Origin of the sequence: Maribacter sp. 4U21, from assembly GCF_002742365.1 — a bacterium.
Lineage (GTDB): Bacteria > Bacteroidota > Bacteroidia > Flavobacteriales > Flavobacteriaceae > Maribacter.
The window spans coordinates 19200-33592 of record NZ_MDGN01000022.1 but is presented as its reverse complement, the minus strand read 5'-3'; the positions used below and the strand labels follow the sequence as shown (position 1 = coordinate 33592).

At 42.4% G+C, this 14393-nt stretch carries 9 protein-coding genes; 4 read left to right on the top strand and 5 right to left on the bottom strand.

All coding sequences use genetic code 11. The annotated features are described in order from the left end of the window. Nucleotides 1-4: 4 nt before the first annotated feature. On the bottom strand, nucleotides 5-3028 hold the full coding sequence (locus tag BFP77_RS04015; protein ID WP_099572784.1) for a tetratricopeptide repeat protein: 3024 nt from the start codon (nucleotides 3026-3028) through the stop codon (nucleotides 5-7). A gap of 157 nt (nucleotides 3029-3185) precedes the next feature. Between BFP77_RS04015 and BFP77_RS04010 the strand changes: the two genes are divergently transcribed. Together BFP77_RS04010 and BFP77_RS04005 are read left to right on the top strand one after the other, a co-directional pair. Continuing rightward, nucleotides 3186-3869, top strand: a complete 684-nt coding sequence (locus BFP77_RS04010) for a cell division ATP-binding protein FtsE (RefSeq protein WP_099572783.1) — start codon at nucleotides 3186-3188, stop codon at nucleotides 3867-3869. Nucleotides 3870-3933: 64 nt separating this feature from the next. Next, entirely contained in the window at nucleotides 3934-6561 is a 2628-nt protein-coding gene (locus BFP77_RS04005; protein ID WP_099572782.1) for an MGH1-like glycoside hydrolase domain-containing protein, read from the top strand. A 14-nt stretch (nucleotides 6562-6575) separates the two neighbouring features. Here the strand turns inward: BFP77_RS04005 and BFP77_RS04000 are convergent, their stop codons facing one another. Genes BFP77_RS04000 through BFP77_RS03990 form a run of 3 tightly spaced genes read right to left on the bottom strand, consistent with a single transcriptional unit; the run spans nucleotide 6576 to nucleotide 9801 of the window. Next, complete coding sequence (locus tag BFP77_RS04000; protein WP_099572781.1) at nucleotides 6576-7628, bottom strand: mandelate racemase/muconate lactonizing enzyme family protein; 1053 nt, start codon at nucleotides 7626-7628, stop codon at nucleotides 6576-6578. Continuing rightward, the gene (locus BFP77_RS03995; RefSeq protein WP_099572780.1) at nucleotides 7625-8698 is read right to left on the bottom strand and encodes a DUF1611 domain-containing protein; all 1074 of its coding nucleotides are present in this window, start codon (nucleotides 8696-8698) and stop codon (nucleotides 7625-7627) included. The genes BFP77_RS04000 and BFP77_RS03995 overlap by 4 nt, the downstream gene beginning before the upstream one ends. Nucleotides 8699-8739: 41 nt before the next feature. Then, nucleotides 8740-9801, bottom strand: coding sequence for a pyridoxal-phosphate dependent enzyme (locus tag BFP77_RS03990; RefSeq protein ID WP_099572779.1), 1062 nt, complete (start codon nucleotides 9799-9801; stop codon nucleotides 8740-8742). A gap of 264 nt (nucleotides 9802-10065) precedes the next feature. On the opposite strand from BFP77_RS03990, the gene BFP77_RS03985 reads away from it, so the two are divergent. Both BFP77_RS03985 and BFP77_RS03980 read left to right on the top strand, forming a co-directional pair. After that, complete coding sequence (locus BFP77_RS03985) at nucleotides 10066-10971, top strand: serine hydrolase (protein WP_099572778.1); 906 nt, start codon at nucleotides 10066-10068, stop codon at nucleotides 10969-10971. A 32-nt stretch (nucleotides 10972-11003) separates the two neighbouring features. Continuing rightward, a complete protein-coding gene (locus tag BFP77_RS03980) occupies nucleotides 11004-13814 on the top strand; it encodes an Npt1/Npt2 family nucleotide transporter (protein ID WP_099572777.1) in 2811 nt (936 codons plus the stop codon). Nucleotides 13815-13897: 83 nt separating this feature from the next. Here the strand turns inward: BFP77_RS03980 and BFP77_RS03975 are convergent, their stop codons facing one another. Further along, nucleotides 13898-14335, bottom strand: a complete 438-nt coding sequence (locus BFP77_RS03975) for a hypothetical protein (protein ID WP_099572776.1) — start codon at nucleotides 14333-14335, stop codon at nucleotides 13898-13900. Nucleotides 14336-14393 lie beyond the last annotated feature (58 nt).

The following is a 14393-nucleotide window of genomic DNA, read 5'->3' as shown; positions in this document are numbered from 1 at the left end:
TACATTAATTTTGATTGGGATTTACAGAGGAATTACTTTGCGATTCCTTAGATTTTATTATGGCCAGTTCTCCTTTAGCATCGGCAACGATCTCTGGATATTGACCAAAGTTTGAGATAACGCTGTCCAAGATATAGGTGGCTTGGTAGGTATCTCCCAAGGCGTAAAAATTCTTTGCCATCAGCACCAGTCCTTTTCCGCCCCATTCTTTATAGGTGGCATAATCCTTTGCTAATTTCTGAACCGAACTATTGGACGATTCATAATCTCCATCTTTATTCTTAAAGTAAGCATCATAATACAAGGCTTCCGCAGCCGTACCGCCCGATGCAATTTTTAACACCTGTGCATAAGCCGATTGTGCCTTGGCCCCGTCACCCGTGGCAATGGCAGAACGCGCTATCATAATTTGAGCATCGCTTTTAATACGATTATCTATACTCGGAGTGGCCAAAACTTTATCGGCATATTCCAGGGTCTTGCTGTAATTCTTCTGTCCATAATAGCCCTTCATTAAGTTAGACTGTGCAAAAGTCCTGTTCTGTTGAATATTAGCTTGATCTTCCAGCTTCAATAAGTACGGCAAGGCCGTTGCATAATCCTGCCTTCCGATATATACCTCACAGACACGTGTCAATGCCTGTTCCGCATACTCACTGGTGCTTCTGTCCGCAACGTATTTGTAATAGGGAATTGCAGCTTCCTTATCGCCTTTTCCAAAATACAACTGTGCTAAACTGAAGTTGGCATCCACGGCATGAAGCCCGTTCGGAAACTGCTCAATATAGTTTTTAAACCCTCGTATGGCGGCATCTTTATTACCGTCCCTATTCTGCTTTTGTGCAGACTCAAAGCTGGCGTTATCCAGTTCCGTATCCGTTACCTCAACAAAATCCAGATCACCGACCCAGGCCGCATATTCGTCCACACGGCCTAAATCTACATAGACCAGTTTCGCCGTCGCTACCGCTTGCACCGCTTCTTGGGTTTTAGGAAAGTCCCTCACCACGGTCTTAAACTTGGCCAGGGCGGCCTCGTTCCTATTCCCATTATAGTGAATTAATCCTTGACGCATCAAGGCTTGCGGAACAAGGGAACTTCCTCTATACTCACTAATAAGTCTATCATAGGCTTTGAGGCCTTCTGTTTCCTTTCCTGCTGTAACGTAAGAATTTCCAAGCTCAAAGAGGGCATCGTCCTTAAAGCTAGACCTTGGATATTGGGAAACAAAACTTTCCAGATTCTCAATTTTTGTAGCTCCTCTTCCAACGAAGCCATAGCTCATTGCCTTTTGATACGAAGCATAGTCCTTTTCTGGTCCGGTCAACGCAAGAGCCTTGTTATAGGTTTCAATGGCCGGCCAGTATTTACTCGTAGCAAAATAACTATCACCTAACCTAAGGTAGCCGTCATTCAACTTTTCCACCTCACTCCCTCCGCCACTCGTATAGGCGTTAAAATACGTGATGGCATTAGCGTAGTCCTTCTGCTTAAAATAGGAATAGGCCAAACTGTAATCTACATCCTGACCTTCCGGCACCAGATTGGCATTTTGATTTTGCTTGAAAGCTCTAAAACCGGTCACAGCTTCCTCAAAGCGGTTCAGCAGGTAATCCGCTTCTGCCTTCCAATAGTTCGCCCTTGCAGTAAATAGAGCATCCTCGGCACTAGATAGGGATTTTCCAAGATTTTCGGAAGCACCACCGTAATCGGACTCCATAAAAAGTTCAATACCCCTGTAATAAGCTACTTTTTGGTAGGTGGCTTTACTGGCATAGTTCTTATTCTTTTCCAGCAATTCCATAGCGCCCGCAAAGTTTTTGGAAGTAATATAGGAATCTACCAACAAGGTCTGCATTTCTTGTTGGTGCTCATCATTAGGATAGGTATCCAGATAATTGGTGATTACTTGTGGCACCGGTTCATAGGCATTACCTATTTCGTAGCTCAACCTAGCGTAGTTCAAAAAGGCATCCTTCTGTATTTCAGGTTTAAAATCCATTTGGGAAGCATTCCTAAAGGCGTTTAAGGCCTCTTGTTTTTTGTCCAACTTTAGATAACATTCTGCCAAATGATAATAGGCGTTCTGGGATACACTATTGGTTCCCCCTATAATTTTATTGAACTGCTGAATGGCGTTCGCATAATCTTCTTGCTTGTAATAGGAATAGCCCAACAAGTAGTAATCGGTATTGTTCCATTTACCTCGTTTTCCCTTGTACTGTTCCAAATATGGAATAGCGTTACTGAATTGGTTGAGATTAAAATAACTCTCCCCAATAATCTTGTTAAGTTCGGAAACTTCTTTACGGTCAGATTTTGGCAATTGTTTTTTAGCTAGCGCGATAGCCTCCTCGAACTTACCTAGCTTAAAATTCATATCTGCCTGATAATAGCTCAGCTTTTCCTCCAACACATCTTGGTCCGTTATCTGGTCAAAACGTTGGTTGGCTTCCTCATAATCGTCCTGCTGATAGGAAATATAGCCTAAGTAATATTTTGCCTGCGAACCATAGATGGGTGAGGTAGTCACTTTCTCCAGATACTTTTCCGCATCATCGGTCTTTCTGGATGAGAACAAGGAATAACCGTAGTTAAAATTGAACTTGTCCATCTCGTTTCGCGAAAGCGCACTCTGGTCTACTTTATTGTACCATTTTAAAGCATACGGATACTTACCAGTTTCAAAATAGTATTCCGCCACATCCGCGAAGGCGGAGTTTCGCTTGGTAGAGGTAGGGTACTTTTCAACAAAGTCTTCCATTAGCCTATCCGCACCATACTGATTTAGGCGCACAGCTGCGTTGGCGACATAATAAGCACTGTTGGCCGCGGTCTCTTCATCTTTGGTAGTGGCCTGGACCTTTTCAAAAATGGTTTGTGCAGCCTGATACTGCTCATTATTGTACAGGGTCAGTGCATCCTGAAAATCTTTCTTCTCGTGGGTGTAAATCTTAGTTTCCTGGGCATTGACCGTCCAGAGTATTCCTGTAAAAAGAGGAATAAGAAAGGTAAGTTTTTTATGCATAGCGTTCTCTGACTATTATGAAATACCTAAGTATTACAAAGGATAACGACAAATATTGTACCTAAGTATGTACTGCGTAACAACAAAAGAAAAGAATTTAAAAAACCGTTCTTTAAAATCGCAGGGAACTTATTACTTTTATATCAACATTAAGACTATGGAAGAGACTGTTCTGGAGCTAAAGGACGCTGCTATTTTTCAAAAAGAAAGCCTTGTTTTGAGTGAGGTGAACATTGAGGTATCAAAGGGGGAGTTCGTCTACCTTATTGGTAAGACCGGAAGTGGAAAAAGTAGCTTTATGAAAACACTCTACGGTGATTTGCCCTTAAAAAAAGGCGAAGGTAAAATAGTGGATTTCAATCTAAAAAATTTAAAAGAAAACGATATCCCGTTCCTGAGACGTAAACTTGGCATCGTTTTTCAGGATTTTAAACTATTACCGGACAGGAACATTAACGAAAACATGCTTTTTGTATTAAAGGCTACAGGCTGGAAAGACAAAGCTAAAATGGATGCTCAAGTCCTTGAGGTCCTAGAAAAAGTGGGCATGAAGACCAAAGGTTTTAAGTTTCCGCATGAAATCTCCGGGGGTGAACAACAACGGGTTGCCATTGCTAGGGCCTTGTTGAACGACCCCGAACTGATTCTGGCGGATGAGCCTACTGGAAACCTAGACCCGCAGACCAGTGTAGAAGTCATGAAAGTACTTCAAGAAATCAATAAATCCGGACGTACCATCTTAATGGCCACCCACGATTACGCCTTAATCTTAAAATATCCTTCAAAGACCATTAAGTGCGACGCTAATCGTGTATTCGAAGTGGTACAAAAAGCCGTTTAAACTTTTCTTGCAATAATCATTCAGATTCCTAGCTTCATTTCATTCCTTTTAAACCGAAACTCCTATGCAAAACGAAGAAGAAAAAAGACTCCACGAACAACAGACCAAAAAGAAAGATTGGCTCAAATGGGGGCCTTATCTTAGTGAACGGCAGTGGGGAACGGTGCGGGAGGATTATAGCGCCAACGGAGACGCGTGGAACTATTTTCCACATGAACATGCCAGAAGCAGGGCCTATAGATGGGGAGAGGACGGTATTGCCGGTTTCTCCGACAGGTATTGCAATATCTGTTTCGGTATTGGACTATGGAATGGCAAAGACCCAATCATCAAGGAGCGTTTATTCGGACTAACCGGCCCACAGGGAAATCACGGAGAAGACGTCAAGGAATTATACTATTATTTGGCAAACACGCCTTCACATTCCTACATGAAACATTTGTACAAATATCCCCAAAAGAAATTTCCCTACGATAAGCTAGTAGCCGAAAACCAGAACAGGGGACGGAATGATCTAGAATATGAACTATTGGATACGGGTGTTTTTGATAACAATGCATATTTTGATGTCGTAACCGAATATGCCAAGGCAGATGAAAAGGATATCCTTATAAAGGTAACCGTAACCAATAGGCATACGGAGGCGGCCAACCTAACGCTCTTACCCACCTTGACCATGCGTAATCATTGGACCTTTAAAGAAATGTCCAGAAAACCTAAAATCCAGAAACGCATCCAAAACAAAGTGCCATATGTAGCCATTGACCATCCGTACGTAGGGAATTACCAACTCTATTTTGAGGAGGCAAATGAGTTACTCTTCACCGAAAACGAAACGAACCGGGAAAGTATTTATCTTCAGAAGAATAGTCACCCGTTTAAGAAGGACCTTTTTCATAAGGCCGTACTTTCCAGCGATTTCAAGTTGGCCACCAAGAATAAAAATGGGACCAAATTTGCGCCTAGGTATCAAATTACATTAGAAGGCGGACAATCTAAAACCCTTAAACTGCGCCTTTCAGAAAAGGCACTGAAAAATCCTTTGGGTGCATCTTTTGACGTCATTTTTAAGGAGCGAGAAGAAGAGTGCAATACCTTTTACAGTAATTTGGCACCAAAAGCTTCGGCCGACAAAAGAGCCGTTCTAAAACAAGCTTTCGCAGGGTTACTATGGACAAAACAATATTACAATTACGAGGTGGAGCAATGGTTAAAAGGAGATTCTAAAAATTCGCAACCACCCCAAGAACGCTTATCCGGAAGAAATAATAGTTGGAAAACCTTACGTAACCATGACGTACTCTCTATGCCAGATGCTTGGGAATATCCGTGGTATGCCGCTTGGGATTCTGCCTTTCATTGCGCTTCCTTTGCCCTTATAGACCCCGATTTTGCTAAGGAACAACTCCTATTGTTCACTAAGGAATGGTACATGGCACCCAACGGACAAATTCCCGCCTATGAATGGAACTTCAGTGATGTGAATCCGCCGGTACAGGCATGGTCCGCCCTACGTATTTACAAAACCGACAAACAAAAAACAGGTTCTAGCGATGTCAAGTTCTTAAAACGCATATTCAATAAGTTATCCTTGAACTTTACGTGGTGGGTAAACCGTTTGGACGGCAATAACAATAACGTATTCCAGGGAGGCTTTCTAGGACTGGACAATATTGGTGTTTTTGACCGTAGTCACGGTGTTCCCGGTAACGGTATCCTGGAACAAGTAGATGGTACGGCGTGGATGGCGCTCTACTGTTTGAATATGCTGGAGATGAGCCTTGAAATTGCCATGGTTGACGAAACCTATGAGGAAATGGCCACTAAGTATTTCGGACATTTTATATTCATAGCCGAGGCCTTGAACCAAATGGATAACAACTACGCCACCTGGGATGATAAGGAAGGCTTCTTCTATGATCGTCTGATTTTGCCAGACGGGCGTTCCGCTCCCATTAAAATAAGGTCTATAGCCGGCATGTTATCGCTTGCGGCGGTTTTGACCATTCAAAAAGAAACCTTGGATAAGCTTCCCAAGTTCAAGGCGAGTGTGGTATGGTTTAAAAAATACCGCTCAGAAAACCTTAAATACCCCGTAATTCAGGAATTTGCGGAGGGCGAAGATTTGTTGCTTTCTCTAGTTCCTAGAGATAGGATGCAGTTACTAATAAAGAGTTTGTTAGACGAAAAGGAATTTTTGAGTCCATACGGCATCAGGTCCCTTTCCAAGATTCATCAAAAACCGTACGAAATAGAAATCGAGGGCATCAATTATTCCATTAATTATGAGCCTGCGGAATCTACCGTATCGCTTTTTGGAGGAAACTCAAACTGGCGCGGGCCCGTTTGGATGCCTTTGAACTATCTTTTTATCCATTCCCTTCGAGAATATTTTAGTTACTGTGGTAACGACCTGAAATTTGAATATCCTACCGGCGGAACCAAAAAGTTGAATCTTCAAGAGATAAGCACGGAGCTGAGTAAGCGTCTTATTAAGATTTTTGAAAAGGACGAAAAAGGAAACAGACCCTTTAACGCCTTATACGAAACAACCTATCAAAAAGAACATTTTAAGGACCATATCCTTTTCTATGAATATTTCCATGGCGAAAACGGACGCGGCCTGGGAGCATCCCATCAAACCGGATGGACGGCCTTGGTGGCAAATCTGATAGATGAAATTGACAGTTAGGACTATGGTAGCGCCTATATGCCCAAACCATATTTTTCAGTTGGATATAAGATACCGTTCCTCAAGGTAAAAATACCCTTGTAAGGATCCTCCAATAATTCTAGGTGCCCGTCTAAATCGGCATATACAATATTGGGGCGTGAGAGCGCAAAATGAAGTCCTGCGGCTATACCAAGACCACACTCGTCTATACAGCCCACCATGGTCTCCAAATTAGCGGATTTTGCCACGGAATTAATGTGCATGCCCACCATGATACCTCCTACTTTCTGTAGTTTTATGTTGATCATATCCACACGTTCGTTCTGCGCCAAACGAAAAGCATCCGTTAATGTTTTAAGGCTTTCGTCCGCCATTACCGGTATGGAAACTTGGTCCGTAACCTGCCCCAACCGTTCCTCCGCTTCCACTTTTGTTGGCTGTTCAAAAATCTCAATACCAATAGCGGCCGTGGCTTTAACAAAAGCTATGGAATCTTTCACGGAATAGCCTTGGTTACCGTCAAAACGCCAAGTAATATCCGGATACGTTTCATAAAGCTTTTTCATTTTCTCCACATCCTCCTCTAGGTTGCTTCCCCCTTTAATCTTGATGATCGTAAAGCCTTGCCGCACATATTCCGAAGCGTGCTTTAAGGTCTCTTCCAATGGAAGGATTCCAATTGTAATGCTGGTCGCGATCTGATGTTGAAATCCACCCAAAAATTTATACAAGGGTACCTCCGCTTTTTTAGCGATCAAATCGAACAGGGCCAAATCTACCATAGCCAAAGAAGAGGCCCTTTTGCCCAATACCTGTTTCAACTCCATCAATAAAAAGGCGTAGGTAAAGGGGTCCTTTCCTATTAGGTAATCCGTAATCTCATGGTTAATGGCTTTTTCTACATCCTCAGGTGTCTCCCCGGTTACCACTTTATCAGGTGCGGCGCATCCGTAGCCCACCCATTTCCCATCCGTTTCTATCTTTAGAATGAAATTAGTGGTTCGGTCTATGGTCTCGTAAGCAATCGTATAGGGAACGGCCAATTTTAAATCAAGACGTTCGTAAGAAATTCTTGTGATTTTCATTTTAGCTTTTCCATAAGCAAGTGAACCAATTCCTTTGCTCCATATTCCAGTACATCGAATGCTGGGAGTTTGGTCTCCAAGGTAATCTGTTTGCATGCTTCAGGTATTTCCTCCTTGGTCATACCTTCATGATTTACCGTAATGGCAATGACTTCTTTTCCTGAAATTACTTGAATTGCATTTATCTGTTCCTTCAAAGAGTGCATTTTATAACCTGGAAAACCGTCATATTCCACACGTGTGGGTGCGTGTTGTAAAATCACATAATCGGGGCGACCCGCAGCCAAAATTTCGAATCCGCCAGGATAGGCCGGGTTCATTAGACTGCCCTGACCTTCAATGACGATTACATCAGGAGACTCGTTCTTAAAAGCACTGACCACGGCATGTTCTATTTCTCCCGAAACAAAATCGTTGATGCAACTGTCCATTACCATACTGTATTTGGCACCCTGCATCCAGCCGGTCTGTCCGGTCCCTATCATTTCCGCCTTTTTTCCGGCAGCTCTAAAAGCGTGCACCAACAACCAAGCAGTGGTTCGTTTTCCCAAAGCGGAATCCGTACCCAATACGGCCAGTTTTAAACAATCTACCTTTTCAATAGCACCCGTAAAGAAATGGAGTTTATCACGGTCCGGTGTTTTTCTGATGTCCCGTACCTGACAATTATTTTTTCGAGCCACAGCCATTACATCCGAATCATTGGTGAGAAAATCATGGAGCCCACTATCCACGTTCCATCCTTTTTCCAACGCTTTTCTAATAGTAGCTTTGGCCACTTGGGGTAAGCGACCACCGTCCGGTGCAAGTCCTATGACCAAATAAGTTGGCATGTTATCCGTGACGCTTAATTCCGTAACCGCTGTTTCAAGATCACTGAAAATAGGAATATTATTGGGTCTTCCGTCCAGAACATCACCAGCGTCCTTACCGGCATATTTTTCATCAAGCACCCCCACTATTTCGTACCGTTCCGTAAAACGTACGAGACCATGGGCCGTTTTTCCGTTCGGTGTATTAAAAGCGCCTTCGCAGTATACCAGGGCTTTACCATCTATTACTTTTTTCATGCTATATTTTTAGTTGTGATTCTCTTCTAAAAAGGAATCCATTAATGTTTTGCAGTGAGCACGGCCACAAAACGGTCGGGCTCCAAATTTAATTCTTCATCTAATTCCAACAAGCCTATTAAGCCTGCCGTAGCCGCCGGCAGGATTTTAAAACCTTCTTTTTTTGCCAATAATGCCGTCATTTCACGTAATTTCTTATCGCTGATATTGTAGGCACTTCCGTTGGATTCCTTTAAAGCATATAAGGCTTCTTCGCCATCAAAACTGTGCCAGTTGATCAAAGGTTCGTTATAGACGGTCTCCTTGATTTTATCCGGATTCAAATCCTTACAATGGTCCAATCCTTGCAAAAAGGATTGAACGATAGGGTTTTTAAAGGACGAAGAGGCCGCGACCATCTTGGGTATCCGTGATGTTTTACCACGCTTGTACAAGCTAACGAATCCTCTATAGATTCCAGCGAACAAAGTACCGTTGGAAACCGGAACGGCACAATATTTTGGTGCGTCTCCTAAATCTTCGAAAATCTCCTGGGCAATTTGCGCATAAGCGGATATCTGCAACGGTGTATTGGAACCGCCAGGATTGGCATCGTACCATCCATTCCGACTAGCGTGCTCCGTGCTTTTCATCACCACCTCTTCATAGCTTCCCGGTAATCGAATAATTTCGGCGTTCAAACGTTCAATCTCCTCGATTCTGTCCGTGTGATAGGTTTCCGGTATGTATACTTTACATGCTATGCCCGCTAAATCTGCCGCTAAAGCCATTGCCACACCATAATTACCGCAAGTAGCCAGGGAAACCACCTTATATTCCCTACGTAATGCGTCATACAACTGTGCAAAAGCAATTCTGTCCTTTTGTGTACCGGTAGGGTTATCTCCTTCGTACTTTATATAAAGCTGGCGCACATCGAACTCTCGTTCCAAGGTCTTTGCCCTACTCAGTCCCGTATCCCCAACTTCTAAGCTGATGATATCCTCATAACACTCCAATCTATCCACCAGGGATTTTGTAGTATCCTTAACCCAAACACTTAGTTTTCTGGCTTCGGATGACACTTTATTCTCTGCGGATTTTACGCCGTCCTTTAGGTTCATTTTTTAGAATTCCGTTCCTTTTTAAGGTACATTATTTAGACTGATAAATACAATTAAAATTTAAATTTTATTTCTTGAAAAATTGGTGCATAGGTACATTATTTTTAACCTTCATTTCCGAATTTAACATATTTTCTAAGTGCCTCTGGTTGCACTCAGCCATTCTATTGGGTTTGTCGACAAGCGGCATACATCAAAAATTAACATACTACCTGTCAGTGGATTATCTACTTTTGACTACATTTTTAAACCATGATAAAATCAATGAAATCAAAACGTTTCTTTTTCGTTTTCTCGCTTATTGCAGGCACTTTGGTATCGGCTCAAAATGAGCTACCCATACCTACCGAGGATACTAGAATAAAACCACTATCCAAACTTTTAGACAGTTCTTTACAAACCAAGCTTGAAAGTGAGTTAGCGGCACATGCCGATTGGAATAGGCTCATATCCCAGAAAAAAATGGCCGTAGGCATTGTAGATTTAAGCGACCCTGACAATGTGCGCTTTGCCCGTGTAAACGGTAACCATATGATGTATGCCGCAAGTTTACCTAAAATTGCCATTCTTTTGGCCGCAATGGATGCCATTGATAAAGGCGAGCTTAAAGAAACAGCCGAAGTAAAAAAAGACATGCGTCTTATGATCAGCAAATCTAACAACGCCGCATCTACGCGTATGATAGACCGTGTTGGCTATGCGAAGTTAGAGGCGGTCATGACGGACCCAAAATATAATTTTTACGATGAGGATAAGGGTGGTGGTCTTTGGGTAGGCAAGCGTTATGGAGGAGGAGGCAATACCAATAGGGAACCTCTTAAAAACTTAAGCCATGCGGCCACGGTAACACAAGTATGTAGATACTACTATTTATTGGCGAACGGAAAATTGGTCAATGAAAAGCGTTCCGAACAAATGTTGGCTATTATGGAAGACCCGGAATTACATCACAAGTTCGTAAACACTTTGGACCAAATTGCGCCCAATGCACGATTGTTCCGCAAATCTGGCTCATGGAGAACCTACCATTCCGATTCCATATTGGTTTGGGGCGAAAATTCCGAACGCAGATATATTCTAGTAGCGTTGATCGATGATCCTAGCGGAGAACAAATTATCAGAAGTTTGGTAAAACCCATTGAGAAGGTTTTAAAAAAGCCAGTACTTTAGTAGCCGGAAACTAAAAGTGTTCCGCCAGGCGGATGATTAAAAATTTAGTAAAGAAGCTATTTGATATACGGGAGGGCGAATTCAAAGTATGCCTTTGGATGCTCTCCTATATCTTTTTGACCATAACGGTTTTATTGATCATAAAGCCCACCGTAAATGCACTATTCCTTTCTGAACTTGGTGTGGAGCAATTACCTTTTGCCTTTTTATTGGTGGCCGTTACGGCCATGGTCAGTTCTTTTTTCTACTCCCGTGCCGTATCCAAATATGCGCTCAATAAGGTTATTAAGACCACCTTAATAAGTTCTATCGTAATTCTTCTAGGTCTGGGAATCCTATTGACCTTGAACATCGTCAATATCTTTGTCCTGTACTTTTTTTATACCTGGGTAGCCATTTATGCGGTACTTTCCGCGTCACAATTCTGGGTGTTGGCCAATTTGGTATACAACGTTAGAGAAGCAAAACGACTTTTTGGGTTCATAGGTTCTGGTGCCATCATGGGCGGAATCCTAGGAGGGTACCTTACCTCGATTCTCGCGCCCTATATAGGCAATGAAAATCTGGTCTTTATTGCGGCATTCCTATTATTTTTCTGTATACCCTTATTACAAAAGGTCTGGATTAACCGCGTTAAAAACCTAGGTGACTTTAAAGAGAAAAAAAGAACGGTCAGCACTGCAGAGCGACCATTACGCCTTGTTTTAAAATCAAAACACCTGAGCTACATTGCGTGTATCGTGGCAGTAAGTGTACTGGTCGCTAAGTTGGTGGATTATCTGTTCAGCGATTTTGCGGCGGCGACGTTTGAGGATGCGGATGAACTCACTGCTTTCTTCGCATTTTGGTTTTCAACCTTCAATCTATTGTCCCTCGTCATACAGTTATTCTTCACCCACCGTATTGTAGGCATTTGGGGTGTCGGATTTTCACTTTTATTACTTCCGATAGGTATTTTTGGCGGGAGCATTTTCTTTTTACTCTTACCGGAGCTTTCTGCGGTTGTGGTCATCAAGGCTATGGACGGTATCCTGAAACAATCCGTTCATAAAAGCGCTTCGGAACTATTGGCACTGCCCCTACCCTTTGAGTTGAAGAACAAGACCAAGTCCTTTATAGATGTGGTCGTAGACAGTATCGCTACCGGTATTGCCGGTTGTCTACTAATTTTTGTCATTCGGGGGTTGGATTTACCCACCTTCTATATTGGAGTGCTTATTTTGGCCCTAGTGGTACTTTGGTTGTTCTTTATTTTCAAAGTTCGAAAGGAATACTATCGGACTTTCCGAACCAACCTGGAAATCCTCACGGATAAAAAAACGAACACAAAAAAGTCTTCGGAAAAACCGGCCTCGGTGGTACGGGGAATGCGTACCGTTTTTAATAACGGAACGGAAGAACAAATTCTTTTTATGCTCCAAAAACTGATGGAAATCAACGATAAGCGTTTTGAGGAAGATGTAGAACGCCTTTTAGACCATCCGTCCGTACAAGTAAAGACCGCCGCCATCCAGAACCTATATTTCCTGAACAGTAAAAGTATGACCGCCGATATTGGTCAACTTTTAAAGATAGATAATCATGAGCTTACTGTGGCGACCTTGGCCTATGTATTGCGGTTTGCAGAAAAGGAATCGGAATTTGTGTACGAACAATACCTTAACCATACCAACACTAGAATCGCGAATGCCGCCCTATATTGTTTGGCTAGGGAAGTGCGGGATAATTTCGCTCTACAAAAACAATTTAACGTAAGAGCACTGCTGGAGCAGCAGCTAAAGAATATAGGCACCGGAGATGTGCCGATCGAAGACATAAAACCGCTTATTGAGACCATCGGGGTGGCCAACTTGCCCCATTTTTATCCGGTGCTTCTAACATATCTTGAACATCCGGATCCGGAAATAGTCGCTGAAACCATTAGGGCCATGGGGCAAAGCATGCACCCTATGTTTTTAACGGAACTCCTTCCTTTTCTTGCTAATAAGCAGCAAAGAAAAACTACGGTCAAGGCTCTACAACATTACGGACCAAAATTATTACCGGTACTTACGGAGAACGTTCAAAAAAGAAAACAGCCCTTACCGGTGTTACGCTTTATTCCTATGGTGATACAGTCCTTTAGTTCGCAGCAGGCCGTAAAAAGCTTGCTCCTACTTTTAAAAGATACCGATTTGAACATTCGCCTAGAGGTGGTCCGAGCCTTGAGTACCATGCGCAGCTCTCATCCGGAATTGAAATTTAACCGGTACAAAGTGGTATCCAGTATCTATGAAGAATGCAAGCTGCACCACCAGACCTTGGCAGCCATGCATACCCAAATCATTATTTCCTATCGGAACCGAAAAAAGTCCAGAAAGGAAATCAGCGATGCGGAGCGCGAAGCACGTACCAGTCTTTTGGAACTGTTAGAACGAAGGTTGGATGCCGGTCTGGAACGTATTTTTAAACTCTTGGGTCTACGCTATCGCCAAACCGATATCAATATTGCTTATGAAGGCCTCCTGAGCGAAAAAGAGGAAGCGCAAACCAATGCCATCGAATTTTTAGACAACCTTTTAACGGGCGACCTTAAACGGAAACTGCTACCCATTATAGAAGACTCCGCAGTGGATATTTCCTCGGAGGCCGAACTTCAAAAAATTAAGCATAAGATTCCGACAGAGCTAGAATGTTTTCAACTGCTACTACAGGAAAACGACCTTAAAGTAAAATTGGCCGTACTCTACCTTATCGCACAACAGAAAGAGGTAAAGTACCTGCCTATCGTAGAAAGGTATACGGATAGCGAAGATCTCAAATTAAGGACTTTTGCGAGAGAGGCTAAGGAAGCGTTGGTTTAAGGAAAAACGAATAGTCTTAGCTTTAGCGAACTGGACTAGGGCTTTTCATAGGAGCTTATTGTTATCTGCTGGCTTTTTATTAATTAGATACTGCCATCCGTTCTATTTTCAAGACATGGCTTTATCCTCAGAACAATCAAATAACCAAGTACCAACCCGATAAAAGAAAATATCAAATCATTCACATCATAGACATTGTTTCCACCTAAGTTATGAAATTTTAATTCTTGGGTAGTGACATAAATTCCGGCTAGTACAACAGCGAGAACATAGACTAATTTTGGCTTTATTTGATTTTGCTTGCTCAGTTTATCGTTTACAATCAATCCTATTCCTGTCAGAGTTAAAGTTCCAATTATACCTTCAAAAAAATTAGGTAACGAGAGCAACGCTATTTTAAAAAAATCAGGTGAGTTGCTTTTCAAAACACTAGGCCTAATAAATTTAAAAAAGACGAAAATGGGTATGATGATAAGCTCTACGCAAGCTAACTTCATTATATCCCCCATCCTTTCGTTCATAGTGTTTTTTCCTTTTTGCTAACGCTTGGGCCATAAAGAGTATGGAAGCAAACTAGCG